General features: G+C 69.7%; 34 protein-coding genes and 1 pseudogene. 13 read left to right on the forward strand and 22 right to left on the reverse strand.

Features of this window, described 5'->3' with window-relative positions:
- Positions 1–2: 2 nt before the first annotated feature.
- From ABD209_RS18010 to ABD209_RS18030, 5 genes are read right to left on the reverse strand one after another with little or no spacing between them, the layout of a single operon-like run.
- The gene (locus ABD209_RS18010) at positions 3–392 is read right to left on the reverse strand and encodes a HepT-like ribonuclease domain-containing protein (RefSeq protein ID WP_344068959.1); all 390 of its coding nucleotides are present in this window, start codon (positions 390–392) and stop codon (positions 3–5) included.
- Complete coding sequence (locus ABD209_RS18015; protein ID WP_344068961.1) at positions 389–829, reverse strand: XRE family transcriptional regulator; 441 nt, start codon at positions 827–829, stop codon at positions 389–391. Before ABD209_RS18015 ends, ABD209_RS18010 begins: the two co-directional genes overlap by 4 nt.
- A gap of 59 nt (positions 830–888) precedes the next feature.
- Positions 889–1620: a DinB family protein gene (locus tag ABD209_RS18020; protein ID WP_344068963.1), complete on the reverse strand. Its 732-nt coding sequence runs from the start codon at positions 1618–1620 to the stop codon at positions 889–891.
- A 35-nt stretch (positions 1621–1655) separates the two neighbouring features.
- Positions 1656–2468, reverse strand: coding sequence for a hypothetical protein (locus tag ABD209_RS18025; RefSeq protein WP_344068965.1), 813 nt, complete (start codon positions 2466–2468; stop codon positions 1656–1658).
- Positions 2465–3133: a DUF4386 domain-containing protein gene (locus ABD209_RS18030; RefSeq protein ID WP_344068967.1), complete on the reverse strand. Its 669-nt coding sequence runs from the start codon at positions 3131–3133 to the stop codon at positions 2465–2467. The genes ABD209_RS18025 and ABD209_RS18030 overlap by 4 nt, the downstream gene beginning before the upstream one ends.
- Positions 3134–3234: 101 nt before the next feature.
- Between ABD209_RS18030 and ABD209_RS18035 the strand changes: the two genes are divergently transcribed.
- On the forward strand, positions 3235–3918 hold the full coding sequence (locus tag ABD209_RS18035; protein ID WP_344068968.1) for a TetR/AcrR family transcriptional regulator: 684 nt from the start codon (positions 3235–3237) through the stop codon (positions 3916–3918).
- Between the two features lie 10 nt (positions 3919–3928).
- Here the strand turns inward: ABD209_RS18035 and ABD209_RS18040 are convergent, their stop codons facing one another.
- From ABD209_RS18040 to ABD209_RS18050, 3 genes are all read right to left on the reverse strand, one after another.
- Positions 3929–4210, reverse strand: coding sequence for a hypothetical protein (locus ABD209_RS18040; protein ID WP_344068969.1), 282 nt, complete (start codon positions 4208–4210; stop codon positions 3929–3931).
- A gap of 329 nt (positions 4211–4539) precedes the next feature.
- Positions 4540–4965: a type II toxin-antitoxin system VapC family toxin gene (locus ABD209_RS18045; RefSeq protein WP_344068971.1), complete on the reverse strand. Its 426-nt coding sequence runs from the start codon at positions 4963–4965 to the stop codon at positions 4540–4542.
- Positions 4962–5213 carry an antitoxin gene (locus ABD209_RS18050; RefSeq protein WP_344068973.1) on the reverse strand — a complete coding sequence of 84 codons (252 nt, stop codon included), beginning with the start codon at positions 5211–5213 and terminating at the stop codon, positions 4962–4964. Before ABD209_RS18050 ends, ABD209_RS18045 begins: the two co-directional genes overlap by 4 nt.
- A gap of 51 nt (positions 5214–5264) precedes the next feature.
- Here ABD209_RS18050 and ABD209_RS18055 point away from each other — a divergent pair, with 51 nt between their 5' ends.
- Positions 5265–5711 carry a PIN domain-containing protein gene (locus tag ABD209_RS18055; RefSeq protein ID WP_344068975.1) on the forward strand — a complete coding sequence of 149 codons (447 nt, stop codon included), beginning with the start codon at positions 5265–5267 and terminating at the stop codon, positions 5709–5711.
- 54 nt (positions 5712–5765) lie between these two features.
- Here ABD209_RS18055 and ABD209_RS18060 read toward each other — a convergent pair whose 3' ends face one another.
- The 4 genes from ABD209_RS18060 to ABD209_RS18075 form a co-directional block, all read right to left on the reverse strand.
- A complete protein-coding gene (locus ABD209_RS18060) occupies positions 5766–6779 on the reverse strand; it encodes a GNAT family N-acetyltransferase (protein WP_344068977.1) in 1014 nt (337 codons plus the stop codon).
- A 96-nt stretch (positions 6780–6875) separates the two neighbouring features.
- On the reverse strand, positions 6876–7571 hold the full coding sequence (locus tag ABD209_RS18065) for a hypothetical protein (protein ID WP_324388258.1): 696 nt from the start codon (positions 7569–7571) through the stop codon (positions 6876–6878).
- Positions 7568–8461, reverse strand: coding sequence for an ATP-binding cassette domain-containing protein (locus tag ABD209_RS18070; RefSeq protein WP_344068979.1), 894 nt, complete (start codon positions 8459–8461; stop codon positions 7568–7570). Before ABD209_RS18070 ends, ABD209_RS18065 begins: the two co-directional genes overlap by 4 nt.
- On the reverse strand, positions 8434–8856 hold the full coding sequence (locus ABD209_RS18075) for a GntR family transcriptional regulator (protein WP_344068981.1): 423 nt from the start codon (positions 8854–8856) through the stop codon (positions 8434–8436). The genes ABD209_RS18070 and ABD209_RS18075 overlap by 28 nt, the downstream gene beginning before the upstream one ends.
- 116 nt (positions 8857–8972) lie before the next feature.
- Here ABD209_RS18075 and ABD209_RS18080 point away from each other — a divergent pair, with 116 nt between their 5' ends.
- From ABD209_RS18080 to ABD209_RS18100, 5 genes are all read left to right on the forward strand, one after another.
- Positions 8973–10181 carry a sensor histidine kinase gene (locus ABD209_RS18080; protein WP_344068983.1) on the forward strand — a complete coding sequence of 403 codons (1209 nt, stop codon included), beginning with the start codon at positions 8973–8975 and terminating at the stop codon, positions 10179–10181.
- The gene (locus ABD209_RS18085; RefSeq protein ID WP_344068985.1) at positions 10178–10840 is read left to right on the forward strand and encodes a response regulator; all 663 of its coding nucleotides are present in this window, start codon (positions 10178–10180) and stop codon (positions 10838–10840) included. The genes ABD209_RS18080 and ABD209_RS18085 overlap by 4 nt, the downstream gene beginning before the upstream one ends.
- A gap of 93 nt (positions 10841–10933) precedes the next feature.
- A complete protein-coding gene (locus ABD209_RS18090; RefSeq protein ID WP_344068987.1) occupies positions 10934–11683 on the forward strand; it encodes an ABC transporter ATP-binding protein in 750 nt (249 codons plus the stop codon).
- Positions 11680–13074, forward strand: coding sequence for an ABC transporter permease (locus ABD209_RS18095; protein ID WP_344068989.1), 1395 nt, complete (start codon positions 11680–11682; stop codon positions 13072–13074). Before ABD209_RS18090 ends, ABD209_RS18095 begins: the two co-directional genes overlap by 4 nt.
- 209 nt (positions 13075–13283) lie before the next feature.
- Positions 13284–13490: a response regulator transcription factor gene (locus ABD209_RS18100; protein WP_425564725.1), complete on the forward strand. Its 207-nt coding sequence runs from the start codon at positions 13284–13286 to the stop codon at positions 13488–13490.
- 190 nt (positions 13491–13680) lie between these two features.
- Here ABD209_RS18100 and ABD209_RS18105 read toward each other — a convergent pair whose 3' ends face one another.
- The 3 genes from ABD209_RS18105 to ABD209_RS18115 all read right to left on the reverse strand — a co-directional run bounded on the left by ABD209_RS18105 (position 13681) and on the right by ABD209_RS18115 (position 16219).
- Positions 13681–14118 carry a DUF6326 family protein gene (locus ABD209_RS18105; RefSeq protein WP_344068990.1) on the reverse strand — a complete coding sequence of 146 codons (438 nt, stop codon included), beginning with the start codon at positions 14116–14118 and terminating at the stop codon, positions 13681–13683.
- A 170-nt stretch (positions 14119–14288) separates the two neighbouring features.
- Positions 14289–14945: a response regulator transcription factor gene (locus ABD209_RS18110; protein WP_324388142.1), complete on the reverse strand. Its 657-nt coding sequence runs from the start codon at positions 14943–14945 to the stop codon at positions 14289–14291.
- The gene (locus tag ABD209_RS18115; RefSeq protein WP_344068994.1) at positions 14942–16219 is read right to left on the reverse strand and encodes a sensor histidine kinase; all 1278 of its coding nucleotides are present in this window, start codon (positions 16217–16219) and stop codon (positions 14942–14944) included. Before ABD209_RS18115 ends, ABD209_RS18110 begins: the two co-directional genes overlap by 4 nt.
- Here ABD209_RS18115 and ABD209_RS18120 point away from each other — a divergent pair.
- The 3 genes from ABD209_RS18120 (at position 16218) to ABD209_RS18130 (ending at position 18880) form a co-directional block, all read left to right on the forward strand.
- Positions 16218–17135, forward strand: coding sequence for an ABC transporter ATP-binding protein (locus ABD209_RS18120; RefSeq protein ID WP_344068996.1), 918 nt, complete (start codon positions 16218–16220; stop codon positions 17133–17135). The two genes, ABD209_RS18115 and ABD209_RS18120, sit on opposite strands and share 2 nt — an antisense overlap.
- A complete protein-coding gene (locus tag ABD209_RS18125) occupies positions 17132–17953 on the forward strand; it encodes an ABC-2 transporter permease (RefSeq protein WP_344068998.1) in 822 nt (273 codons plus the stop codon). The genes ABD209_RS18120 and ABD209_RS18125 overlap by 4 nt, the downstream gene beginning before the upstream one ends.
- 150 nt (positions 17954–18103) lie before the next feature.
- Positions 18104–18880: a hypothetical protein gene (locus ABD209_RS18130; RefSeq protein ID WP_344069000.1), complete on the forward strand. Its 777-nt coding sequence runs from the start codon at positions 18104–18106 to the stop codon at positions 18878–18880.
- Between the two features lie 107 nt (positions 18881–18987).
- Here ABD209_RS18130 and ABD209_RS18135 read toward each other — a convergent pair whose 3' ends face one another.
- Both ABD209_RS18135 and ABD209_RS18140 read right to left on the reverse strand, forming a co-directional pair.
- Positions 18988–19728: an Fpg/Nei family DNA glycosylase gene (locus tag ABD209_RS18135; RefSeq protein WP_344069002.1), complete on the reverse strand. Its 741-nt coding sequence runs from the start codon at positions 19726–19728 to the stop codon at positions 18988–18990.
- Positions 19729–19979: 251 nt separating this feature from the next.
- Positions 19980–20498: an SDR family NAD(P)-dependent oxidoreductase gene (locus tag ABD209_RS18140; protein WP_344069071.1), complete on the reverse strand. Its 519-nt coding sequence runs from the start codon at positions 20496–20498 to the stop codon at positions 19980–19982.
- Between ABD209_RS18140 and ABD209_RS19935 the strand changes: the two genes are divergently transcribed.
- Positions 20400–20933: an MmyB family transcriptional regulator gene (locus tag ABD209_RS19935; protein ID WP_425564727.1), complete on the forward strand. Its 534-nt coding sequence runs from the start codon at positions 20400–20402 to the stop codon at positions 20931–20933. The genes ABD209_RS18140 and ABD209_RS19935 overlap by 99 nt on opposite strands.
- Positions 20934–21055: 122 nt before the next feature.
- Here the strand turns inward: ABD209_RS19935 and ABD209_RS19980 are convergent.
- Together ABD209_RS19980 and ABD209_RS18150 are read right to left on the reverse strand one after the other, a co-directional pair.
- Positions 21056–21628, reverse strand: a pseudogene (locus tag ABD209_RS19980) (poly(ethylene terephthalate) hydrolase family protein); the annotation flags it as partial.
- A gap of 141 nt (positions 21629–21769) precedes the next feature.
- Positions 21770–21946 (reverse strand): hypothetical protein, encoded by a 177-nt coding sequence (locus ABD209_RS18150; RefSeq protein WP_344069077.1) that lies wholly within the window; start codon positions 21944–21946, stop codon positions 21770–21772.
- Here ABD209_RS18150 and ABD209_RS18155 point away from each other — a divergent pair.
- Together ABD209_RS18155 and ABD209_RS18160 are read left to right on the forward strand one after the other, a co-directional pair.
- The gene (locus ABD209_RS18155; protein ID WP_344069004.1) at positions 21876–22367 is read left to right on the forward strand and encodes a cation efflux transmembrane domain-containing protein; all 492 of its coding nucleotides are present in this window, start codon (positions 21876–21878) and stop codon (positions 22365–22367) included. The genes ABD209_RS18150 and ABD209_RS18155 overlap by 71 nt on opposite strands.
- 64 nt (positions 22368–22431) lie before the next feature.
- Complete coding sequence (locus ABD209_RS18160) at positions 22432–22554, forward strand: hypothetical protein (RefSeq protein WP_344069006.1); 123 nt, start codon at positions 22432–22434, stop codon at positions 22552–22554.
- Between the two features lie 15 nt (positions 22555–22569).
- Here ABD209_RS18160 and ABD209_RS18165 read toward each other — a convergent pair whose 3' ends face one another.
- The 3 genes from ABD209_RS18165 to ABD209_RS18175 all read right to left on the reverse strand — a co-directional run bounded on the left by ABD209_RS18165 (position 22570) and on the right by ABD209_RS18175 (position 24257).
- Positions 22570–23286 carry a phosphodiesterase gene (locus tag ABD209_RS18165; protein ID WP_344069008.1) on the reverse strand — a complete coding sequence of 239 codons (717 nt, stop codon included), beginning with the start codon at positions 23284–23286 and terminating at the stop codon, positions 22570–22572.
- A 165-nt stretch (positions 23287–23451) separates the two neighbouring features.
- Entirely contained in the window at positions 23452–24030 is a 579-nt protein-coding gene (locus ABD209_RS18170) for a nucleotidyl transferase AbiEii/AbiGii toxin family protein (protein ID WP_344069010.1), read from the reverse strand.
- The gene (locus ABD209_RS18175) at positions 24024–24257 is read right to left on the reverse strand and encodes a hypothetical protein (RefSeq protein WP_344069012.1); all 234 of its coding nucleotides are present in this window, start codon (positions 24255–24257) and stop codon (positions 24024–24026) included. The genes ABD209_RS18170 and ABD209_RS18175 overlap by 7 nt, the downstream gene beginning before the upstream one ends.
- Between the last annotated feature and the right edge of the window lie 140 nt (positions 24258–24397).

Raw genomic sequence — 24397 nt, forward strand, 5'->3', positions numbered from 1 at the left:
CGCTACGGCAAATTTCGCACCGACCAGACGTTGTCGAGCAGGGACTCGACGCGCGCTCGAAGCGTGGCCGCATGCGTGGCGACGACGCCCCAGACGAGGTCGTCGTCGACGGCGTCATCGTCGTGCGCGAGTCGGTGGCGCATCCCGATCGCGCGTCGCCAGACCGGGTCGCCTCGTCGCTCGTCGAGGAAGGCCGCGGGGAGGCGACGGACGGCCACCCCGAGTTTCAGGACGAGCGAGCCGGCGGCGAGTTTGGGGACCTCCAACTCGGGATCGGAGTCGTACCACTCCCGGCCCCGGGCAGCGAGTAGCTCGGCGCGAGCACACAGTCGCGCCACATCGCGCAGCCGAGCGCTCGTGCCAGGCCCGAAGGTCGCGTCGAGGTCGCTCACAAGGGCACCGCGGTGCGGGCGATCTCGTGGTCGGCGGTGATCGAGCCGGAGGTGACGATGTCGACGGGGATGCCGAGGAGTTCCTCCAGGGCGTCGGCGCCATCGATCAGGTCGAGCAGGTCGCCGTCGTCGGCGAGATCGACGAGGAGGTCGAGATCGCTCCCCGGCCCGTCGGTTCCCCGCTCGGCTGACCCGAAGACGCGCGGCGCCGACATCCGATGCTCGGCCAGGACAGCGAGCACCTGGGCGCGCTTGGTCGCAACCGCCTCGCTCGGGCGCGGTCGAAGTGCCGCACGCGGGCGCTCGATCATCTCCGGTGACGGCCGGCGACGCCCGGTCTCATAGGCGGCGATATTCGGTTGCGCCACTTCGCTGCGGGCCGCCAACGCGGCCTGGCTGCAGCCCGCGGCTTGTCGCATTGCGAGCACCTCCTTCATCACGCCACGATATCGCCGTGATATGGCCGGTTTTGGCGGTGCGCTTCATCCCGGCGCATTCAGCGCAGGAGCGCGAGATCCCGGCGGATGTAGCGAAGGTGGGCCCACTCCTCCTCGAGGATCACCCGCACGCAGTCGCCCACGGTCGGGCGCCACTCCGCGTTGCCCCACGGGTCCGGTCGCTCCGCGGCGAGCACCTCCGGCGTGACCGTGGCGAGGAACTCGGTCACCAGCTGTTGCCGCTCGGCGCGCACCCTGAGGATCTCGTCGTAGGCCGGCGGCTCGGCCCGGAAGGGGGAGGTGTCGACACCCATCTGCTCGGCGCCGGTGAAGAGCAGGCCGATCTCGTGGAAGGGCTGCTCGACCCGCTGGATGGCGCCGCGCAGCCACGTGTCCGTAGCCAGGATGAGATGGCGAAGCGTCTGCGCGAGCGACCACTCGTCCTCGACATGGGCGTCCACCAACTCGGCGGGCGTGTCGGCGACCGCCTCGCGCCAGGCCGCCTGCACGCCCACCCAGCCCTCGCGCAGACCCTCAGGTGTCGTCGATTTCCGCAGCGCGCGGCCGGGGAAGCGCCGGTCCAACTCGGCCTCGACGAGCGGCACCACGTCGACGCCGTTGACGAGAAGTGTGCCCATCGCGAGGTCGTGGCTGTCGATGTCGAGGCCCGCGACGTCGACGCTGCGCATGGTCACGCCGCGGACGTCGGAGAAGCGCAGCGTCGCTCCTTTGAAGCTCGACCTGACGAAGGTCGCGCCCTCGAACTCATCGGTAGGGGAGTGGGCCACCATCGCCCCATCATGGCCGACCCCACCGACAGCCCCTCTCAGCCGCCCAACCCATCCAGGAACGCCGTCAGCTCCGGCGCTGGGTCGCCCGCAGTCGAGATATTGGCGCTCGCCACGACCAGCGCGAACAACGCGGCCGCTGCAATAGGCGCGGACAGTGTTGTCAGCAAAAGCTTTTCGCGACGTGGCGTCGAGACGTCGTGTCGAGCCCGTAGGCGCCGACGCAACAGCCGGAACGAGCCGATGCCGAGACCGATCGCCAGCAGCCACGCCAGCGCCGCCAGCACCAGGTGGAAGAACGCGAAGTCCGTGAGCACCGCGCCCGCCGCACCCGTGGGGCGCCCCGCGGACACCTGCGCCGACAGGCGCGCGAGCGTCGCGGCATACGACGCGTCGCCGTCGGCGGACGGCAGCAGCGAGACCGCGGACGCCAGCGGCGCCAGCGCCCCCTGGAGGTTCGCCAGCACAACGAGGGCGGCGAAGAACGCCAAGCCGCTGGCCACCACCAATGTGACCGCCTGGCCGTATGCCCGGCCGCCCACCACCCAGCGCCGCCTCGCCTCGCGCGCCACGCGCCAAAGCGCCAGACCTGCGGCCGCAGCGAGCGCCGCCTTGACGACGTGGTAGTCGCGCCAGCCCTCGACGAAGTCCCGAAGGGCGGCGGGGCGTTCGGCGCTGCCCTCGGCGACCCAGGCCGTGATCACGCCTTGTGCCCGCGACGACAGGTCGACCCCACCCCGAGCGACCGGCACGGCCAGCGGCGGGACGACGACGAAGGCGACGACGAGGATCGCCGAAAGAAGAAGGGGGACAATGGCATACGATCGATTTGAGCGTGACAGAGGCGTCATGGCTGACTCACCTCCGGCGCGCGCAGCCCGCGGAATGCCAGCGTGGCGGCCAGCGAAATCTCCCACGCGAAGAGCGGCGCGGCGAGCGCCGGAACGACCTCGGTGCGCCCGAACATCACCAGCAGGTTCATGCCGAGAACGATCGCTGACCCGGCGAGCCCGAGCGCGGGGATGAATCGCGGCACCAACCGCGTGCGCCACAGAAGGACGGCGAGGACGGTGGCGTTGGCCGGGTTGATCAGGCCCGGCCCGACCAGAAAGGTCCAGTCGTGCAGCAGGTGCAGCCCCGCGACGACGTCCGGTGACAGGTCACTCGCCGCTGTGGTCGCCGGCCGCGCAACAACCGGCAGCATCGCCACGACGCCGACGAGGATGACCGCGGCCTCCAAGGTGCGTAGGGCGAGATAGCCGATGGCGCTGCCGACGCCGTGCCGGCGCAGGAGCGGATAGAGCGCCATCGCCGTCCCCACCACCGTGACGGCGAGGAGGACTTCGAGCAATGAGCCGAGCAGCACCGAGGTGCGCCCGGCCGGCGCGGCGCCGGAGTCGAAGGTCGAACCGCCATACAACGGGACGGCGGCCACCGACGTGATCCACGTCGTCAGATAACAGAGAGCAGCGGCCCGCCCGAGGCGCCGCTGGGTGGTCGGGGTGAGTTCGGACATCGGTTGTTTCCTCGATCGACTGGAAGTGTACGGTGTACACCTGATGGTGTGTCGAGAGTAGGTGTACGATGTACACCACGTCAAGACGAGAGGATTTCCGTATGCCGCGCACCGCACTCCGGCGGGATCCGCTCAGTCGCGAGGCCGTTCTGCGAGCGGCGGTCGCCGTCGCCGACGAGCGGGGCTTGGAGGCGCTCAGCATGCGGCACCTCGCCGAGCGGCTCGGGGTGGTGCCGATGGCGCTCTACAAGCACGTGGCCGACAAAGAAGACCTGATCGACGGCATGATCGAGATCCTGCTGGCTGACCTCCCGCGACCCGCCGCCGACCGGCGTCCCCAGTGGCGGGAGGCTGTTGTCGCGAGCATCGCCGCGGTGCGTCGGCTGCACGGGGACCACCCGTGGCTGCGCCGGGCTCTGGAGACCCGCACCCTGCGCACGCCCGCGGTGCTCGGGCACATGGAGCACCTGAGCAGCCTGTTCCTGGCCGGCGGGTTCAGTGCCGACCTGACGCACCACCTGATGCACCTGCTCGGAAACCGCATCTGGGGATTCAGCCCGGAGCTCTTCAACGAGGCGCCGGGCCGGGCGGCCCCCCGGCGCAGCACGGCGGCCATACCGGATCCGGGCGACTATCCCGGCATCCTCGCGATCGCGACGGACGCCCGGGCGCGCCGGCCGGACGCGACCGGGTGCGACGAGGACTTCGAGTTCGACTTCGCCCTCGGGGTCATCCTCGATGCGGCCGAGCGCCTGCGTCGCGGACGCTGGTCATCTCCGCACTGAGGCAGACGGGTCAGGCCTCAGCTGGAAGCGTGGGATGGTCAGTCGGATAGATGCCCACGGCGAAGCCATAGGTGGTCTCGCCCGAGCGCGGCAGCGCGTCGAACTCGGCGACGAGTGCGGACATCCGGTCCCAGAACTGCCCGGCCTGCTCCGCGGATATCCCGGCATGGCGGATGAAGCCCCAGAACGTGCCGTCCATAAACGCCCCCGCGGACTCGCGAGCTGCAACCTCGAAATCGTTGAAGTCGCGCGGCATCTCGCCGAACTCTTCGTCTACCCGGGCGAGCAGCACCTCTTCGCTGACTCCTCGCTCGACAACTACGACCCCGAGGCCGCCGCCCTCCTCATGGAGCGCGTCGGGGCCTTCCTCGCCGCAGTCTGACGCATGTCGTCATCCGTGGTCAGCGAACGGATTGTGGATGGTGACGCCACGAATGGGCGCCCATGGCACAGGTCTTCAGTCAGGACCGTGCCGTACCCGGCCAGGCGGACTCGATGACTATGGCGTCCAAGATCGAGAGTTGGTGCGTGGTGGAGATCTCTGCTGCCTGGATCACCAGCTCCGCATCGGACATCCGACGTGATCGGGGTTAACCCGTCGGCGCTCTGCCGCCGGGCTGGCTACTCGGGACGGGCCCAGTGCAGCCCGGCGAATCGGGCGAAGTCGGCGTCGAACGAGATGACCGTCGCATTGTGCTCCCTGGCCAGGGCGGCCAGGTGGGCGTCGGTCGTGAGGTTGCCGGAGGTTCCAGCGTCGGTGAGCATGCTGGCGAGCAGATCGACGTGCCGGCTCCCGGGATGGAGGACGACTGACGACGGGGCGCTCAACCAGCCTCGCACCAGCTTGGTTGCCTCATCGGCGGTGAGCGGGCGGGGAAAGAGGCCCGGGCGCGTAGCGAGTCGGAGCACCGCGAGCAGCACCACCCAGGCGAAGCCGACCGGCGTCGCCCCGCTCAGTGCCGCATCGAGCCATCGCTTGGCCACCGCATGATCGGGCGCGGACCGGTTGACGGCGTTGAGCAGGACGTTGGCGTCGACGAGCGTCACGCGCCGCGCCTGAGGGAGGCGAGGAGGTGCTCGTCCTCGAGCTCGCCCGCGATGCGCAGCGCCTTCGTCAGATCCACGGTCGGGACCCCCATGTCGAAGATCGGCGTCTCGTATGGTGCCTGCTCACGACCGGCGAGGCCCGCCCGGATGGCGTCGTTGAGGGCGCGCTTGAACGACACGCCCTTCTCGCTCATCCGCCGGCGGAGCAGGTGCTCGGTATCCGGGTCAAGTGTGACGGTCGTCCGCATCTGGACAGCATGCCATCAAGACTTCTGATGTCATGCTGTCAGCCGTGAGGTATGCGGTCGTTCTCCGTTGAGGACGACGGACCACGCGCGGTGGTGGCGTTGGGGACAACCGGCCTGCTGGACACCTCGGTGGTCATCGACTGGCAGGACCCCACGATCCTCGGCGCCCTACCGGACACCTTCGCCATCTCGGTGATCACATCCGCTGAACTCGCGGCCGGCCCACTGCTTGCGCCTACCGCGCCCGAGGCGGCCCGTCGGCAGGCGCGCCTCCAAGAGGTCGAGTCCCGACTCGCTCCCCTCCCCTTCGATGCCGCGGCCGCCCGCAGCTACGGGCTCGTCGTCGCAGCCGTCATCGCTCACGGGTGGCGCCCACGCAGCCGCCTGGCCGATTTGCTCCTCGCTGCCACGGCGCACGCCAACGGACTGGATCTCTATACGCGCAATGGCGAGGATTTCCGGGGCCTCGATGACCTGGTGCGGGTCGTCGCGATCTGACGTCAGGGCCCGTTGTCGTGCTCCAGATCGGTTCGGTGCCCGGGCGGGCCGCGCTCAGAGTGTGAGCCGGGCGAGCGCCTCGCCGTCCTCGAACTCACCAGTCGGCACGAAGCCCGTCGCCAGGTGGAACGCCTCGGGCGACCCCTTGCCCTGCCCCCAGCTCGTCTCGACTTCCGTATGCCCGCGCGCCCGCATCTCATCGAGCCAGAGCGTCATCGCGCGGCGCCCGATGCCGCGGCCCTGGTGGCGACGGTCGATGAGGAAGCGCCACAGGTAGGGTCCGGCCTCGGAATACATCAGGAAGCCCGCCGGCTCGCCGTCCGCCTCGATGCCCCGGAGCACCGGGACCAATGGCACGCCATAGCGCTCCCCGGGGAAGAGGGCATCAGCATACGAATCGTGGACGGTGGCGCAGAATTGCTCCTGCGAGCGGTGGGTGCGCACGCGGGCATACGTCCAGCGGTTGTCCTCGGTGATCTCGACGAGCCGCACGATCTGCGGCGGGGTGCGCGGGCGGTCGCGCCAGGCGCGCCACTGCTCGGCCGACATGGCGTAGTAGAGGTTGTCGTCCCATACGCCGCGCCACCAAAAGGACTGGCGGCTGAAGGACTCGAAAGTCATCCCGAGCCGCTCCAGCAGCCGAATCGACGGGCCGTTGTCCTTGGAGAGTTCGGCGACGATCCGGTGCACCCCGAGTCGCTCGACGAGGTCGGCGATGAGGGCGCTCACCGCCTCGAAGGCGATACCCCGCCCTTGCGCCGACGGTATGAGGCTGTAGCCGATGTCGGCGATGCCGCCGTGCTCGTGCAGCCCGATGTAGACGTCACCGACCAACTCGCCGGCCAGCTCGATCGCGATCTGGTGGCCTCGGCCGGGCTCATAGTCGGTGCGGCCGGCCTGGCGCTCGGCGAGCGCGACGGCCTGCTCGCGAGGGTAGGGCAGCTCCCAGTCCTGCAGCGCCGCTACCGCCGGGTCATTGCGGTATGCCGTGAGCGCCGCCACGTCCTCGGCGCCGACGAAGCGCAGCGTCAATCGCTCGGTTCGCATGGGAAAGGGCGCCTGGCTCATGAGGCCAGAATCCACCAGCCCGTATGCCGGCGCAATCGGTTTGCGTGACGCGCCGGGCCCCATTCCTCGCCACCGCGTGTCGCCCGGGAGTGTGCGTTACCGCAGGGCGACGCGGCGCGCGATCAGCCAGGTGGCGGTTGCGCCGAGGGCCGTGACGGTCAGGGGGATACCGACCCAGAGCAGCGCCCAAGGTTGGCCCGCGAGGGCCGTGATCGCGCGCCCCCAGCCACCCGTGGCGGCGACGCCAGCGACGGCAGCACCACCCGCCACGCCCAGTCCGGCCACGAGCCACCACAGGCCGGTCGATCCCCAGCGCACGAGCACAGCGCCCAGGATCGCGCCGACTGCGCTGACCGCGAGCATGGCCGCGGTCAGCACCGCGAACTTGCCCGGCGCCGCGAGGGCATCAAGAACGGGCGTCCGGAAGAAGCGGATCTGCATCCACCATCCGCCGCTTCGCGACTCGATCGCGGCGAGAGCGGTGAGCAGCCCGCCGGCCACGACCGACTGGGCCAGCACGAAGAGCCCCATCCCCGTGACAAACCCGCGCCGGGTGCCGCTCAGACCCAGGCTGAAGGGCAGCACGTGGGACCACGACTGCTGGTTGGCCGCGACCGCCGTCAGGAACAGCGACAGGATGCCGCCGCTTTGCCGGGCGACGGCCGGGTCGTCGCCAGCCGCGGCGTAGAACGCCACATTGACCCCGAAAGAGATGGCGAGAATCAGCCACGGCCACAGCGTCGCCAGGCCGCCCCGGACCAGGATGCGCAGCATCGTCAGTGCCTCAGTCACGACGCCACCGCCGCGATCGGCTCGACGGGCGCCCCTGGATGCGGGGTGGACAGCGCGACGAGGACGTCCTGCAAGGGCAGGGCGCGCACCGTCAACCCGCACGCCGCGGCACGGTGGGCTGATGCGCCACGCACGGTCACCCGAGAGACGCCCCCGAGATCGGCGCGGGCAAGGATCGGCAAGTCGGCGGCATACGCATCGACGAGGACGCGCGGCCCACTGACCTCAACCACGCTCTCGCGCACCTCGTCGGTAGGAGCGTCGAGGATCACCCGACCCCGGTCCAGGAGGACGAGATGGTCCAAGAGATGGGCGATCTCGTCGATCAAGTGGGAGGAGAAGATCACCGTTCTCGGCTCGGCCACGACCTCCTCGAGCAGCCGGTCGTAGAAGAGCCGACGGGCGACGGCGTCCAGGCCGACATACGGCTCGTCGAGGATGGTGACCGGTGCCCGTGATGCCAGCGCGATAACGACGCCGAGCGAACTGCGCTGTCCGCGAGAGAGTTTGCCCACCGTCTGCCGCCGACGCAGCGCGAAGAGGTCGACCAGGTCGTCGGCCAGCCGGCGGTCCCAGCGCGGTTGGAGCAGGCGCGCACCGAAGAGCACGGCGTCGACCGAGAACCGCGCTGGGAAGGGCTGGCTCTCGGTCACCGCGCACACATCCGCGAGGACGCGTCGATTCTCGAAAGGCTCGTGGCCGAGCACCCGGATCGTGCCCTTGGTGACGTGGCTCCGGCCGGCGGCCAGGTCCAGCAAGGTCGACTTGCCAGCCCCATTGCGGCCGACCAAGCCGGTGATCAGGTGCGCCCCGAAACCGAGGCTCACGTCATCGAGCGCAACGACGTCGCCGAAGCGTTTGGTCACGCCGGCGAGGGTGATGGCGTCCACGCGGCCTCCTTCGCCGCTGCGGTCACGTGGTCGCTGACGAGCGCGATGACGCGCTGCGCGGGCAAGCCGAGCAGATCGGCTTCGGCGGCCAAGGGTGCGACGAAGCGTTCGACAAACTTCTCTTCGCGCCGGGCCAACAGCCGGGCCCGCGCTCCGTGGGCGACGAACATCCCGATGCCACGCCGCTTGAAGATCGTCCCGTCGGCGACCAGATGCCCGACCCCCTTGGCGGCGGTTGCGGGATTGATCCGGTGGAAGACGGCCAGCTCATTGGTCGACGGCACCTGGGCGCCTTCGGGGAGCGAGCCGTCCAGGATGGCGGCCTCCAGGCTCTCCGCGATGACGCGGAAGATCGGCGTGGTCGCCCCGTCGAGCTCTGTTGGTACATTACTCATGTAGCTAACCATGGCACCAAGTTGCAGGATCGTCAAGCACGCTTCTGAGCGATAGGGCTAGGACCCTCCGGTCGAGGACGGTCACCCAGCGGGACCGGCCGACTATCCTCGCGCAGGTGGCTGAGCAGGAGCGGGTGAGCGACGTCTGGGCCGATCCTTCGGTCACCTGGCCGCGACTCGACATCCTCACCGCCGCTCTGTTCGCCCTCGTCTGTGTGCCCCTGCACGCCAGCGTGGGCCTAGCGGCCGAGCTGGCCATCGTGGTGTTGGCCCTCGCCCTCGCGGTGCGTCGCCGGTCCTGGCGGCTGATGAGTGCACTGGCCGTGGCCGCCGGCGCCATCCAGCTCGTGGCCGGCCAGACCGCCTACTTCGCGGACCTCGCCTATGCCCCCCTCTTTTTTACGATCGGCCGGCATGCCGACCGGCGGGTGCGCCTCGCCGGGCTGGTCGTTGCCGCCCTCGCGTCGGTGACGGGCGCACTCAATGTTGTCTTCAACCCCGACCGCGCCGTCCAGGCGGGGACCGGTCTCACCCTCGCCGTGAGCATCCTTGCGACGACCGCGCTCGCCGCTGTGATCTGCATGGGTGGCTGGGCGGCGGGCTTCATCCGCTGGCAGAATCAGCAGGCGATCCAGGCGCGGATCGACGCCCAACTGGATGCGGTCGAGCGGCGTCGCCTTGCCGAGCTCTATGACCTCGAGCAGGAGCGTCGTCGGATCGCCACCGACATGCATGACGTCGTCGCACACTCCTGGGCGGTGGTCGCGGCCCAGGCCGACGGTGCGCGCTACTCCCTCGCCCAGAACCCGCAGCGGGTCGAGCAGTCGCTCGACATCATCGCCGCCACCGCTCGCACCGCCATCGGCGATCTGCGTGCTCTCGTCGCCCGGTTGCGCGACCCGGCGGCGACGACGGCGCACGCGGGGGAGGGCACGGCATACGGGCTGCCGAGCGCGGGCACCCTGCGCCAGGCGGACCTTGTCGCGCAAATGCGCGCCTCGGGGATGTCGCTCGACATGACTGAGCTCGGGGAGCCGGCCAGCTCCGCGCTGCTGACACTCACCGCGCACCGCCTGCTGGCAGAGTCGCTGACGAACGCCCTCAAGCACGGTGACCTCTCCGAAACGGTTGTCGTGCAACAAGATTGGCGGGACGGGTATCGTCTTCGCGTGATCAACACGGTGGGTGAACGCAGCGACCTCGGCACCGGGCACGGGCTGCTGGGCATGGCCGAGCGGGCCGCTGTGGCGGGCGGGCGGGCGACCTCGCGTCGCGATGGCGACCACTGGATCGTCGACGTCGACATCCCGCGGGACCCATCGTGACCGGCGACGACAAGCCGGTCCGCGTCGTTCTCGTCGACGACCAGGCCCTCTTCCGTGCCGGCATCTCCATGGTGATCGACAGCCAGCCCGATCTGGCGGTCGTGGGCGAGGCCGGCGACGGCGCCGAAGCCGCAGAGCTGGTCGACACGCTGCGCCCCGACGTCGTGCTCATGGATGTCCGTATGCCGCGGCTCGACGGCGTGTCCGCGACGCGCCGCATCACCCAGCGACTGGGCGACAAAGCGCCGCGCATCCTCGTGCTGACGACCTTCGACCAGGACGAGCTGGCCGCCGACGCCATCGAGGCCGGAGCCAGCGGATTCGTGCTCAAGGAGGCACAACCGGAGTTCTTGCTGGCCGCAATCCGTGCCGTCGCCGACGGCAGCCAGGTCGTCGCGGCCGGCGCGACCCGGGCGATCTTCGAGCGCTTCCGGCGACGCTCGACCCGGGCCCCGGGCGCGGAATACGACCGGCTCACCGGACGTGAACGCGAGATCCTGCTCCGGGCCGCGCAGGGCCTGTCCAATGCCGAGATCGCCGAGGCCGAGTTCTTGTCGGAGGCAACCGTCAAGACGCACATCTCGCGCATTCTCACCAAACTCGCGCTCCGTGACCGGGTACAGCTCGTCGTCTATGCCTACGAGCACGACCTGATCTGACCGATGGTGCGCCACGGCATACATCGCCGGATGTAGGCGAGTTCAGACTCGCGCCGGATGTGCTTCGCGGCAGCGATTTCTAGCGTTGTGGGTATGCCTTCGATCCAGCACGCCCAGCCCGTCGTGAGTCTGCGCGAGGTCACCCGCACCTATGGTCAGGTGCACGCGCTCGACGGGGTCACCCTCGATGTCCACCGCGGCGCCTTCACCGCCATCATGGGGCCGTCCGGCTCGGGCAAGTCGACCTTGATGAATGTCGCGGCCGGCCTCGACGACGCAACATCCGGTCAGGTCTTCCTCGCCGGGGCCGATCTGCGCGCCCTCGATGACGACGGGCGCACGCGGGTGCGCCGGGAGCAGGTCGGCTTCGTCTTCCAGGCCTTCAATCTGGTCCCGACCCTGTCCGCGGCCGAGAACATCGCCCTGCCCTTCGACCTCGCCGGCCGCCGCATCGACGGCGAGACCCGCGCCTGGATCGATCACCTGGTCGCCGTCCTCGGCCTGACCAACCGGCTCTCCCACCGCCCGGGCGAACTCTCCGGTGGCCAGCAGCAACGCGTGGCGATCGCTCGCGCCCTGGCGTCGCGCCCAGCGATCATCTTCGCCGACGAGCCGACCGGCAATCTCGACTCGCGATCGTCGCGCGAGGTGCTCACCCTCCTGCGCACGGCCGCCCAGGAGTACGGCCAGACGATTGCGATGGTCAGCCACGACCCGGTGGCAGCGTCATACGCCGATCGCGTCCTGATCATCGCGGACGGTCGCGTTGTGGGCGACCACGGCCGGTTGAGCCCGCAGCAGATCTCCGATCTGCTCATCGGCTTCGAGGTCGGTGCGGCATGAGCCGGTCGAACCTCGTCCTCGGCTCGCTGCGCGAGCTCGGCACGGTCGCCCTGGTCGCCGGGCTGTGCGGGACGTATGCCGCGGTGCTGATGACGACCAGCAGCATCCTCGCCGCGACCAGCGCGCAGACCGGGGGGTCGGAGGGCTTCGTCTTGTCCATCGCCGCCGGGGTCTTCGTGCTCATCGCGCTCTATGTCGGCGTCGTGGTGATCATCAACTGCGTCGACACCGTCATCGCCGGCCGGCTGCGGCAGATCGCCCTCCTGCGCCTGCTCGGCTCGCGCGGCGCCGACCTGCGCCGTGCCGTGATGCGCGGCACCGCCGCGGTCGGGTCGCTCGGTGCGGCGATCGGTCTGGTGGTGGGCGTGGTCTTGACCCACGGCATACGGCTGGTTCTGGTGGCGCACGGGACCTTGCCACACGCGCACTATCCCCTGCTGTCCGGTGGTCTGCTCTGGGCGTTCGCCTCGATCGCGGCTGCGGCGACGCTCGCCGGCTGGCTGGGGTCACGGCCCGTTCTGGGCGTCTCGCCGGCCGCGGCTCTGTCGGGCGCTGCGGTTGCCGCACCGCGCCGGCGCCAGGCCTCGGTGCTGCGCGCGACCCTCGCTGCGCTCGGGATACTCGGTGGTGGAGTGATGCTCGGCGGTGCCGCCTGGCTCGGCGAGACCCACCCCGACCTGGGCTTCCCGCTCGCCTTCGCCGGCTCGGTGGCCTCGGGGACGGGCCTGCTCATCGGCGCGCGGTTCGTCATCCCGGCGGCTGTTGCCGGACTGTCCCGGCTGCTGGGGCGCGATCCGGCGAGTGTGGTGGCTCGGCGCAATGCCGTCCTCGATCCGCTGCGCACCACGCGATCCACGATGGGTCTGGTCATCGGGGTGACGCTGGTGACGACTTTTGCCACGGGCATGGACGCACTGCGCCGGTCGGTTTCCTCGTGGGATCTGCCGGCGGACACTCAGGCGGAAGCCGAGCGGGTGCTCGCGATGACCTCGACGATCCTGATCTGCATCATCGTCATCTCCGCGATCATCGCCGCTGTGGGTTTCGTCAGCACTATGTCGCTCTCGGTCGTCCAGCGGCATCGCGAGATCGGCATGCTGCGCGCGCTCGGGTTCACCAGGAGTCAGGTCCGCACGATGATCACCAAGGAGTCGGTCGCGCTCTCGACCACGGCGGTGCTCCTCGGACTGGTGCTCGGCCTGCTCTATGGCACGCTCGGCGCGCAGTCGCTCGTCGGCGGGATGTCGCCCGGCCTGATCTGGGGGGCGCCGCCCGAAGCGATTGCGGCGATCGGCGTCGGCGGCCTGGTGCTCGTGATCGTGGCCTCGCGCGGTCCGGCGCGCCGGGCGCTGCGGGTTGCTCCCATCGAGGCGCTGCGGATCGACTCCTGACCGGACTCGCGCTTCGTCCTGAGGAGTTGCCTCAGGACGGAGCGCGTGGGTGCGGGTCACGCCGGCAGGACGATGACGTGTCGTCTGTCGGCCGGACTGATCCATGTGGGAATCGCCGCATCAAAGGTCCCGAGGACGGCGCCTTGCGCTGCCGCCAGCTTGGTCGGAGAGTTCTGTTCCCGGCCGGCACCGGGTCGTATCCCGGCCAGTTGGACTGCCTCACCGATAGGGAGCGCGAGGTCCTCATCCTGATCGCCACGGGTGCCTCCAACGCCGAGATCGCCGAGCGACTGGTGTTCTCCTCGACAACGGTGAAGACGCACGTCAACCGGATTCTCACCAAGCTCGGGCTACGCGACCGGCAGCAGGCTGTGGTGCTGGCCTACGAGAGCGGGCTGGTCAGACCTGGCTCCTGAGTGGGCGCCGGTGGAGCTCTCCTCAGAACGCCGAGCCCGGCCGCCACGCCATCTCCTGGAGGACGAAGGTGTTGCCGTCCGGATCGGCAAAACCCGCACTCTTGACGCCCCCGCCGTGATCCTGGATGTCGCTGACGTCGATGCCGAGGGTGATTAGCGCGTCGCGCGGCCCAGGCGGGGTCTCTATCGCCTACCGGGATGACGGTCTGGTGCGAGGCCACATCCAGGCGGTTCGCACGATGAATGCCAACAGGGCCAGCTCCAGGGCCACGGCCAGGACGTGATAAGTCCGCCAGATGTCGCCCACCACATTGAAGGCGGTGAAAGGGACATAGAGCGCGGCCACGACGAGATTCACCACCCGGCTCACCCGCGGCGGCAGCGTTGCCGTTGCCACGATCATCAAGATGGGCACCGCGAGGATGCTCAGCACGCTCACGGCCCAGGTCTGGGTGATGTCGAAGGTGAAGACCCTGCCGTCGAGGATGTCATCAACCCGGCCGGGCGCATAGAAGCCGAGGATGTCGACGTAGGCGTAGAGGAAGACGAAGCTCGTCCACGCGGCAGCGAGCGTGGCTCGCACCGAGGTCGGCTGGTCATCGAGGGTGGCTGTGGAATGTGCAGTCATCAGGAACTCCCGTTTTTCGTTGTTGCGCATCGGATTTCCACGATGACTTGTGGGGCCCACCCGTCACATCGGCATTGCGGTCGGAGGTCCGCGCCCGATAGGACGGTGCTGGCCTCGTCCTTTCGGCCGTAGCCGCCGGTGCCCATTGACGTATGGCCGTCGAGCCCGGGTCAGTGCCCCACCCGGCCGGTGTCGTAGGCCCACATCGCGATCTCGACCCGGTTCCGGGCGCCGAGCTTGGTCAGCAGGCTCGCGACGTGGGTCTTGGCCGTCGTCAGGCTGATGAACAGCTCGGCGGCGATCTCGGCGTTCGTGCGGCCGAGTGCCACGAGTCTGAGCACCTCCTCCTCGCGTGGGGTCAGCGGGGCGATCGGTTGCGTATGCCGTTTCGGCGCCGCTCCCGCGGCGAGCGTCGCCAGCAGTCGACGAGTGACATTCGGCGCGATCAGGGCATCGCCGTCGGCGGCGGCGTGGACGGCCTGCACCAGGAGTTCGGGCCCGGCATCCTTCAGGAGGAACCCGCGCGCACCGGCGCGCAGCGCACCATGGACGTATTCGTCCAGGTCGAAGGTCGTGATCACCACGACGGCCATCGGGTCGGGGACGTCCCGCCCGGCGAGCAACGCCGTGACCTCGAGGCCGTCCAGACCCGGCATACGGATATCGACGAGGCACACGTCAGGGCGCAGCCGCCGCGCCAGCTCGACCGCTGCCGTTCCGTCGGCGGCTTGGCCGACGACCTCGATGTCGGGCTGGGCATCGAGGATCATCGACAAGCCGGTGCGCACCAGGTCCTGGTCATCGGCCACCAGCACCCGCACGGTCACCGGGGCAGCTCCATCGGTAGCTCGGCGTCGACCGCCCACCCGCCCTCGGGCCTCGGCCCGGCGCGTAGGGTCCCGCCGAGCAGATGCACCCGCTCGGTCATGCCCAACAGTCCGAAGCCGGGCGCCGCCGGGCGCGAGGGATCGATCCGGCCGTCGTCGCTCACGCGCAGTCGCAGCCGTCCTGCACTCGGGGTGACGTTGATCTGCACGCGTGAGGCGTGCCGGGCGTGCCGCAGCGCATTGGTGAGCGCCTCCTGCGCGATTCGGTATGTCGCAGTGTCGATTTGGGGCGGAATGAGGTCAAGGTTACCGGCCAATTCGACCTCGATAGCTGGGTCCGGAGCGGTTCGGGCGAGCCCCATCAGGTCGGCCACGCAAGGCCGCGGGCCGTATGCCGCCGGCGCGCCATCGCGGAGCACGCGCACCATCGCGCGCATCTCCACAAGCGTCCGCGCTGCCTCGGACTCGATGATCGAAAGAGCCTCCACCGCGGCCTCCGGTCGCAGCGCGGCCACCGTCCGCCCGGCCTGCGCCTGCACGGTGATCGCCGAGATGTGGTGGGCGACCGCGTCGTGCAATTCGCGTGCGAGCGCGACTCGCTCCTGGCTGCGGGCCTGATCGATCGCGCGGCGTGCGCTCTCGGCGCGATACCGCAACGCGGCACCGATGGCCGCGGTCGCCGCGAGGACCGCGAACCCGCCATACACCTCGGCCGGTTCGTTGTCGTCGGCCGCGACGGCGATGGTCGCCGCGATCGCCACTACCGCCAGCCCGGTCACGATCTGGCGCCCGGAGCCCCACCGGACCAGTGCATAGGTGAGCACTAGGACGAAGCTCATCGTGGCCAAGCCGACGTTCGGCGTGCCACGCAGCAGGCTCGCCAACCCCAGCGCCATACCGGCCCCGAAGGCGACCACGACGCAGACCAGGGGATGGGTCCGCCGCCAGAGCAGCACCGGCGCCAGGCCGAGGGCGACGAGTGTGGAGACCGGCCGCCATGGGACGTCGGCGCGCAGAATTCCTTCGATCACTACCGCCACCATCACCAGGGCGACGAGCGCCCAGTCGCGCCATCCGCGTCCGGGTGGGTCGGCCACGCCGGGCTCGTCCCACAGCGAGCGCACGGCGGAAGCGAACACGCGCCCAGCGTAGGGAGCATCGGCACCCCGGGCATCGGCCGAAAGGACGAGACGCGCCTCGTGCCGACGACGGATGACGGTCCGGCCTCGATGCCGATGCGCCGGGATGGCGGTGGCGGTGAGGCTGTCGGTCATGATCAGAGTTGACCACCTCACCAAGAGTTATCGCGGCGTGACCGCCGTCGATGACGTCTCGTTCTGCGCCCGGGCCGGTCGCGTGACGGGTTTCCTCGGCCCCAACGGCGCCGGCAAATCCACCACCATGCGCATCATGGTCGGTCTGAGCACCGCGACCGCCGGCCACGTGGACGTCCTCGGCAGCCGATATGTCGACCTGCCCAACCCGGGTCGCGAGATCGGCGTGTTGCTGGATGCCTCGGCCCAGCACGCCGGGCGCACCGGCCGGGAGATCCTCGAACTCGCCGCGCGGACCATGGGGCTGCCGGTCAGCCGCGTGCCCGAGACGCTGCGCCGGGTGTCGTTGACGGAGAAGGAAGCCGATCGGCGCGTCCGCACCTACTCCCTCGGTATGCGGCAACGGCTCGGCATCGCGACCGCGCTCATCGGCGACCCGGGCGTGCTCGTCCTCGATGAGCCCGCCAACGGCCTCGACCCAGCGGGCATCCGCTGGATGCGCGACGTGCTGCGCGAGTTCGCCGATCAGGGCGGCACGGTCCTGTTGTCTTCCCACCTGCTGCACGAGATCGAAGTCATCGCCGATGACCTCGTCGTCATCGGCAACGGCCGGGTCGTGGCCCAGGGGGCCAAGCACGATCTGCTGTCGACATCGGGAACGGTCGTCGCGTCGTCGGACAACGCCCGGCTCGCCGCCACCCTCGCCCGCGCCGGCGTCAAGGCCACACCCGAGGGTGCGGGCTCGCTCACCACCAGCGCGGACCCCGGTGAAGTGGGTCGTATCGCCCTCACCGCCGGCATTGCCCTCACCGAGTTGCGCCGCGCGGACAGCGCCGGCCTGGAAGAGATGTTCCTCCTACTCACCGCGCAGTCCCAGCGCGAAAGCCACAGCCGTCACGCAGGAGAAGCAGCATGACCACGCAGACCGCCGGCCGCGCCGACCTCGACACCGTCAGCACGGAACGTGCCGACCGCGGCATATGCGCGACCCCGACCCGACACCTCATCGATGTCGAGTTGCGCAAGATGTTCGACACCCGCTCGGGCTGCTGGCTGATCATCAGCATCGGCGTCCTCGCCGTGGTGGCGACCGCGGCCGCGATCATCTTCGCGCCCGAGAGCGAGCTTAGCTACGACACCTTCGCCAAGGCGATTGGCTTTCCGATGACCCTCGTCCTGCCGATCATCGCGATCCTCGCGGTGACCAGCGAGTGGAGCCAGCGCAGCGGGCTGACGACGTTTACCCTCGTGCCCAGCCGCGGGCGGGTCATCGCAGCGAAGGCGGTCGCGGCACTCATCGTCGGGATCGCGTCGATGCTGGTGGCCTTCGCGATCGGGGCGATCGGCACTGTTGCCGGCTCCGCGATCGCCGGGGTCGACCCGGTGTGGGACATCGGATTCGCCCACGCCGCCCAGATCGTCTTGGGCAACCTCGTGGGGATGGCCATCGGCTTCGCACTGGGGGTTGTGCTGCGCAACTCGCCGGCCGCCATCGTCGGCTACTTCGTGCTCTCCTTTGTCCTCTCCGGCATCCTGGTGCTGCTGGCGCAGGTGCGGGAGTCGTTCACCGACCTGCAGCCCTGGGTCGACTGGAACTTCACTCAGGTCGCGCTGTTCGACGGCCGGACCTCCTCGGCCCAGGAGTGGGCGCAGCTCGGTTCGACCAGCCTCATCTGGATCGTCATCCCGCTCGTTGTCGGCGTGGCCATGCTGCGCCGCTCCGAGGTCAAATAGCCGACCACGCACCCGGATCTCCCGAACCTGGTCTCTGCCCGGCACGTGACGGGCGATGTGCCGACCGCCGGCGCGGCAGGTGCCGAGAAGGCGGCCGAGAAGGCGGCCGAGCCACACGGCATACGTGCTCACTCAACGAAGGAAAGCATCATGACCCACCAGACCCAACTCGCCGACCCGGCTCGGCCCGAGGCCGCTCGACCCCAGCGGAGAAGGCCGGAGCGGCTCGCCGGGGCGATGGCGATCGCCTTGGCTGCGGCGCTGGCCGCCCAGAACGCGATCGTCGCCGTGACCGATCCACCCACCTACGCCGCCCCCATGGCACAGGTACTGGCCTTTCACGCGCAGCACCGCGTCGCCGTCGCGGCGGATGTCGCGCTGGAGGCGTTGAACCTGCCGCTTCTGCTGGGCTTCCTTACCGGTCTCCACGGCCTGGCCGGGCGACGCCGCGGTGCGGGCGCTCACGCGTCGCGCCTCGCGGTTGCCGCCGCCGCGACGTTCGCGGCTGTCACCGCGTTGTATGCCGCGGCGTGGATCAGCGTCGTGCTTGTGGCCGCGGATGCCTCGGAACTGAGCCCGACGCTCGACCTCGCCTGGCGCCTGCACGCCGCCGCCTTCGCCCTCTCACTCCCGGCGCTCGGCACCGCGTTCATGGGCGCTGCGTGGGCAACCCATGCGAGGCGGCTGACGCCGCGATGGCAGCTGTGGCTGGGCCTCGCCGGTGGCGGGCTGATGATGGTCGCCGGCGCGGGCGGCTTGGCGATCGCGGACGGGTCCGCTCTCGTGTTCGTCGGCGTCGTCGGCCTTGCTGCGTGGTTCGTCTGGCTGCTCGCGACCGGCATCCGTCTCGCGCTCGCTCGACCCGTCGCCGACCCCGGTGACGCGCCCCTCGACACCGTCGATAACGCCGATGTCGTGGCCGGGTGACGGCCCGACCAGGAAGCGGCTCAGGTGGAGGGTCACCTTAATTGGTGACTGACGGCTGTGATTCGCCTCTGAGACCGTATGGGGTCTGGTGACTCGGGTTCCCCGGGTCACGGGGTCGCCGACGACCCGGCAGGCTGACACGTGGGGCACCAGAAGATGCGCTGTTGACCCATCGGAGCCGCGCGGACGGGTGTGGCGCAAACGCGGCAGGGTTGGCTCGCGCGGCCATACACGGCATACACCTTCGGCCAACGGGGCACCCGCTCACCGCGGATGAGAAGCGCTCGGGCGGCGCGCAGCTGGGCGTCGTCGGTGACGATCCAGCCCGCCCCCAGACCCAAATCGAGGAGTGTCGCTGCCTCGTTCCACAAGCGCTCGATCTGGTCGGTGTCGAGGTCGTTGCCCGGACGCCGGGGATCGATCCGCAGACGCCAGAGGATCTCCGCGCGATAGACATTGCCCACGCCGGCGATCACGGATTGGTCGAGGAGGAGTTGACCGATGGCTCGGCGTGACCGAGAAACCTTGCGGCGGAACGACTCCGGGTCGGCATCCGGCCGCAGCGGGTCAGGTCCGAGGCGCGCATGAAGGGCGGCGACCCCGCCCGCATCCAGCCATTCGCAAATGGTCGGCGCCGAGATGTCGGCGATGTGCTCGCTCGTGAGCAGGCGCCAGCGTAGGCCCGCCGCTGCGGGCGGGTTGGTGCGCGGGAACCCATCGGCGCCGAGGGCCCGGCGATGCCTGCGCACGGACACCCGCCCGACCATCCCTAGATGGAGGTGAGCGGTCACCGCCGCGTCGGGGAAGGGCACGAGCAGGTGTTTGCCGTGGGCCTCCGGTTGGCCCACGACCGCTCCATCCGCGATGGACGCGTCGACGTCGAGGGGGGCCGTGGGATAGCTACACGAGCGCACGGGTGACCCTGTCAGTTGGGAGAGTCGCTGGGCCATCCCATGCACGGCATGACCCTCAGCCACGTCGCTGCGTCCCAGTCGTTCGATGGCGCGACGCGCGGAATGGGCGCCGAGGACCATCAGGGCATCCGGTCCGCATGATGACTCGACGCATGCTGACTCCTCAATTGGTGCGCTGACCTGCGTCAGCCCAGCGGGTCGAGCCCAATCGCTGCGACAGATACAGCCCAGAGGCGCTCGGCGGCATCGACATCGATGGCCCAGTTCTTGACGCCTCCGGTGCCGAGGTCGGCGTGGTCGTCGGGAACGACGCCCTTGACCGAGCAATCCTCGCAGTAGACACCGCCTCGGTCCAGCAGCTCTAGCGCCGTTGCGGCCCACAGACCGGTGGCCGCCGACGAGGGCGAAGTGCCCGAGGTGGTTGGTCCCGAACTGGAGCCTCCGAGAGCGTCCTCGAGTCGATCGCCCGCGTCCTGAAGCTCGACGACGACGAGCGCACCCACCTCTACGAACTCGCCCGCAATGTCGCCTCGGGCGCTCCCCGCCGGCGACGCAGCACTCCCAGGACTGCCATCACCCCGGCCGTGCAGTAGGTACTCGACTCCATGAGCGTGCCTGCGCTGGTCCAGAACGGGCGGCTGGACCTGCTCGCGGCGAACGACCTCGGGCGAGCCCTGTATTTCCAGATCGTGGACCTGGCGCAACCGCCGAACTTCGCGCGCTTCGCGGTCCTGGATCCCCGAGCCCAGGACTTCTACGTTGACATCGACGCCACCCGGGACCTCCTCGTCGCCGTGCTCCGCGCGACCGCCGGTCGCGACCCGCTGGACAAGCGCACGACCGCGCTGATCAGCGAACTATCCACGCGCAGTAGTGATTTCACGGCCCGCTGGGCCAAGCATGCGGTCCGTCGCCACGCCCGTGGACGCAAGGTGATTCACCACCCTGTTGTCGGTCCACTCGACCTCGAGTTCACCGACTTCGACCTGCCACACGACCCCGAGCTGTCCGTCGTCACGTACACCGCGCAACCGGGCAGCGCGAGCGCCGATGGTCTGCCCTTGCTCGCCGCGTGGGCGCACAACCGTGCGGCCGGCCCCGGCACGAGCCTGCCGCCCGCCACGACCGCGGGCGATTGACTGGGGCCATGGAGCTGACGGACGCGACGGGCTTCCCGATGATGGTCAACGCGTTCGAGGGCAACAAGGCCCAAACCCCCACCATGCTGCCGGTGATCCCCCAGGCCGGTCGAGGACAGGAACAGGGTGGGCACCGTCACGTGCTCGGCGGTGTAATCCCAGCCCAGGTTGTGGGCGAGGTGGAGATTGGTCGGACTCGCGGCATACGCGGCCTTGAAGGTCACGCCGGTGACGTTCTTGTCCGCGAGGGTGCTGAACACCCCGCCCGCCAGGCCGACGCGGGTCAGGTCGATGCGCCCCTTCAGTGGGTTATCGGCCCAGCCTGAGGCGGTCGTCCCTGCCTGGATGCTCTGGAGCAGGCGGATCGACGCGGCTTGGGAGAGGCCGCTCCAGGAGTACTCGTCGTCGGTGCCGACCACGAGGAAACCCCAGGAGGCGAGGCGCTCGAACCACGCGGCATACTTCTCGGCCTTCACGCCCGTGCCATTGGCGACGAGGACCACTGGCAACGTGGCGCTCGATGGCAGGTCGGTCAGGAACCAGAGCCGATAGGGCGAGAAGGACTGGAACTGGCCGACAGTGCGACCGGTGACCGTATGCAGGCCGGTGGCGAGATAGCGGGCCTCCAGGCTCCCGCCGGTGGTTACCTCCATCTGGTAGCCGGCCGCCGCGACGGGTCGCCTGGACAGCCACATCCCGTCCAGTTGGGCGAGCACAACAAGGATCGCCACGACTGCCGCAGCCCGCTGCCAGCGCTTGGCGGGCCACCACTGCCGTCGCCTCCTCCCCGCGGAGGCGCCTTCTGGTGTCTGGGGGACTCGGTCATGGTGTCGTCATCAACCCAGGGGTGCGTAGGTGTCGAGGTGCTCGGTGATCTTTGCACCGAGCGAGGCGTTCAGCTCCGGGTCGCGGTTGAGGGCCTGACCGGAGTTAAGGGACAGGATGACGTCGTGGGGGACGCGGCTCGCTCGGCGCTTGTCGGCGAAGCGGCGGCTCGCGGCATACGGCGCCACCTTGTCGAGGCTCGGCGCCAGGTACGGGATCCGCGTCGGGCGCCAGACCGGGTCGGCGAACCTGGTCGCCGACGGCCTTCATGCCCGCACCGACGGGCTCCCCTCACTGGCGTTGGTCGCCGGAGCGACCGGTGTCGCGGCCGGTCTGCCGTGGGCCGACCCGGTCATCGGGCTCCTCATCGCGGTGGGTCGGCCAGGCGAACGCATCGGCACAGATCATCCTTACGGCGCTCTAGTCGAGGAAGTGGACGTCGTAGCGCTCGGCCGTGACGTGAGCCCTTTCGAAGGCATCACGAAGGTCGGGCGGAGTGGGCCCGGCCGCGACGGGCTGATCACAGAAGGACGACAGCCACGGCATACGCCTCCCCACCACGCCCGAGCGTGTCGAAGTGCGCCAGGCACTCCTGGACCGCCATGGTGATCGGCTCCGTTCTCTGCGTGTAGTTCAGCGCGAATGGCGGCCCGTGCGAGAGGAGAAGGCGATCATGAGCTGTCGGGGCCCGGCCGTGGCCCTGGCGATGCTGGGGGCGCTGACCACGACCGAGATCGAGGAGATTAACTTCGCGATGTCCGAGCGCCTCGGACCGTATATCCAACCGTGGAGCTAGCGGCCCTGGGTGCCTTCATCGGGTTGTGCGATCGCGCGGTCTCGCAGGGCGGCTCGGGCCGTCCGCCTTGGCATGGGGAGCGGCGGTCCGGGCCCCGGCATACGCGGGGGCTCGCAAGAGACGCACCCACGTCGGCGGGGTGAGGCCCTCGGGGTGGTTGCCGAGCGCGTCGAATCGGATCGGCTCGTCCGTGTCGCCGGCGGCCGGCTTGAGGGTGAGCAGGCCGACGGGGTGCCACGAGCCGCGGGCACTCGCGCGCGACAGCGCGAACTCGTGGTCGGAGGCAGGGACCAGGCGCAGGATCATCGACCCGCTCGCGCACGTCATCGGGAGCATCGTCGTCAGGGGGCCGTCGTCGATCCGGCGCCGCACCTGGAGGGCGAAGCGCCCCACGCCGGAGTCGCCGGTGGAGGCGAAGAGGAGGTCGGTGGGGGCGGCGTCCCCACCGATCCGGATCGCGATGCCGAAGACGTCGCGGCCCTCCGAGCCGTCGGTGGTGGCCCGGGATAGGCGGACCCGCACCGCGTGGCTGCCCGGGTCGTCGATGAGCGGCACGCCGGTTGCCGAGGGTTCGGTGACGGTGAGGGTTCCGTGGTGGACGACGCCCGTGGCGTGCAGCGGCTTGTCCCGGCGGACGGCGGCGTATGCCGTGAGGCCGGTGGCGAGCGCGGCGCCGGCGGTGGCGCCCACGGCGTCGCGGGCGAGGCCGGCAGCGCCGGAGATTGGGTCCACGCACACACCGTAGGCCTCAGCGGTCGTGACCCGGCTGTCCGTGGTGTCCGCGATGCTCTGAGGCTCGGCTTGCGGCGCCCTTGGTCAGGGCTCTCAGTTCCGTCGAATCAGGCACGTCGACGGAGGTGTAGCGATGCCACTACGCGCCGAGAACACGCCCCTGTTCTACCGGGTTGCCCCGATGACCTGCTCGAGGTCGGTGACAACGTCCTGCTCTCGATGGAATCCGCGGGCGACGATGAGCGCAACGGCCTCCCGAGCCAGGGCGATATCGGCCTCGCCCGCCGCGGTGAGCAGCGCGTCGAGATCGGTGAGATCTTGGCCTCGACGAGCCAAAACCTTGAGGGCGATGAGATGCCCGGTCGAAGCAACCGGCAGTTGCAGCCCGGGGAGAATCTCGATGGAGGTCGCAGCCGCGACGATTTCCTCCTCGATCCCAGAGCTGGCGAAGAGGAGGTCGAGGGCCACGCCCAATGGGTCGGCGACAAGCCGCACGGTCGATAGTCGGTCGAGGTACTCGTGTTCGACGATTTCATGGGGCGTGTAGCCGCGGACTCCCAGCTGGTAGATGAGCGCCTCACTCGCGGCGTCGTCTGCGACGGCGACGACAAAGTCGATGTCCTTGGTGAACCGGGGGATCGACCGTGCAGAGACAGCCAGGCCACCAACCATGGCCCAACGCACTCCTGCCGCGTTCAGGTCGCCTGCGGCACGCGACAAGGCCGCATCGAGCGCCCTCACCATGCCCAGTCGCCGAGGGCCGCACGGAGCTGGTCAGGACGCGGTGCCGAGATCAGCCACGCTCGCGTCAACGAGCCGACTTCGGCTTCATCCACGCCGGGTCGCTCGCGGCGAATCCGTTGACGGAACAGCTCCACGCCCAGCTCATGCATCTCCAGCGCATCCCGCACCCGCTGGGCCTCGGGGCTCGGATGAGCCCCGGAGCCTCGGGTCTCTGCGGAGGCACTCACAGCTCGATCCTAGGGGTTGTGGGGCGCCCAGCCGGGGCTGACGAGGGCGATGAGCAGGTGCCCAAGTGCCTCCCGTCCAGGAAGGCGCGGTGGGGCGCCCGCCGGGCTCGATGCTCGCACGGCGTCGCCGTGTTGAATGG

The organism is Nostocoides vanveenii, from assembly GCF_039531165.1.
Classification (GTDB): Bacteria; Actinomycetota; Actinomycetes; order Actinomycetales; family Dermatophilaceae; genus Nostocoides_A; species Nostocoides_A vanveenii.

Coding starts and splice junctions, on each gene's coding strand:
- ABD209_RS18025 (WP_344068965.1), bottom strand. CDS start 2,468: ATGACGCCTCTGTCACGCTCAAATCGATCGTATGCCATTGTCCCCCTT.
- ABD209_RS18015 (WP_344068961.1), bottom strand. CDS start 829: ATGAAGGAGGTGCTCGCAATGCGACAAGCCGCGGGCTGCAGCCAGGCC.
- ABD209_RS18035 (WP_344068968.1), top strand. CDS start 3,235: ATGCCGCGCACCGCACTCCGGCGGGATCCGCTCAGTCGCGAGGCCGTT.
- ABD209_RS19935 (WP_425564727.1), top strand. CDS start 20,400: ATGAGCGTGCCTGCGCTGGTCCAGAACGGGCGGCTGGACCTGCTCGCG.
- ABD209_RS18115 (WP_344068994.1), bottom strand. CDS start 16,219: ATGACCGACAGCCTCACCGCCACCGCCATCCCGGCGCATCGGCATCGA.
- ABD209_RS18060 (WP_344068977.1), bottom strand. CDS start 6,779: ATGAGCCAGGCGCCCTTTCCCATGCGAACCGAGCGATTGACGCTGCGC.
- ABD209_RS18170 (WP_344069010.1), bottom strand. CDS start 24,030: ATGGTGAGGGCGCTCGATGCGGCCTTGTCGCGTGCCGCAGGCGACCTG.
- ABD209_RS18125 (WP_344068998.1), top strand. CDS start 17,132: ATGACCACGCAGACCGCCGGCCGCGCCGACCTCGACACCGTCAGCACG.
- ABD209_RS18105 (WP_344068990.1), bottom strand. CDS start 14,118: ATGACTGCACATTCCACAGCCACCCTCGATGACCAGCCGACCTCGGTG.
- ABD209_RS18030 (WP_344068967.1), bottom strand. CDS start 3,133: ATGTCCGAACTCACCCCGACCACCCAGCGGCGCCTCGGGCGGGCCGCT.
- ABD209_RS18090 (WP_344068987.1), top strand. CDS start 10,934: ATGCCTTCGATCCAGCACGCCCAGCCCGTCGTGAGTCTGCGCGAGGTC.
- ABD209_RS18160 (WP_344069006.1), top strand. CDS start 22,432: ATGAGCTGTCGGGGCCCGGCCGTGGCCCTGGCGATGCTGGGGGCGCTG.
- ABD209_RS18120 (WP_344068996.1), top strand. CDS start 16,218: ATGATCAGAGTTGACCACCTCACCAAGAGTTATCGCGGCGTGACCGCC.
- ABD209_RS18095 (WP_344068989.1), top strand. CDS start 11,680: ATGAGCCGGTCGAACCTCGTCCTCGGCTCGCTGCGCGAGCTCGGCACG.
- ABD209_RS18130 (WP_344069000.1), top strand. CDS start 18,104: ATGACCCACCAGACCCAACTCGCCGACCCGGCTCGGCCCGAGGCCGCT.
- ABD209_RS18020 (WP_344068963.1), bottom strand. CDS start 1,620: ATGGTGGCCCACTCCCCTACCGATGAGTTCGAGGGCGCGACCTTCGTC.
- ABD209_RS18050 (WP_344068973.1), bottom strand. CDS start 5,213: ATGCGGACGACCGTCACACTTGACCCGGATACCGAGCACCTGCTCCGC.
- ABD209_RS18155 (WP_344069004.1), top strand. CDS start 21,876: ATGACGTCGTGGGGGACGCGGCTCGCTCGGCGCTTGTCGGCGAAGCGG.
- ABD209_RS18055 (WP_344068975.1), top strand. CDS start 5,265: ATGCGGTCGTTCTCCGTTGAGGACGACGGACCACGCGCGGTGGTGGCG.
- ABD209_RS18075 (WP_344068981.1), bottom strand. CDS start 8,856: ATGAGTAATGTACCAACAGAGCTCGACGGGGCGACCACGCCGATCTTC.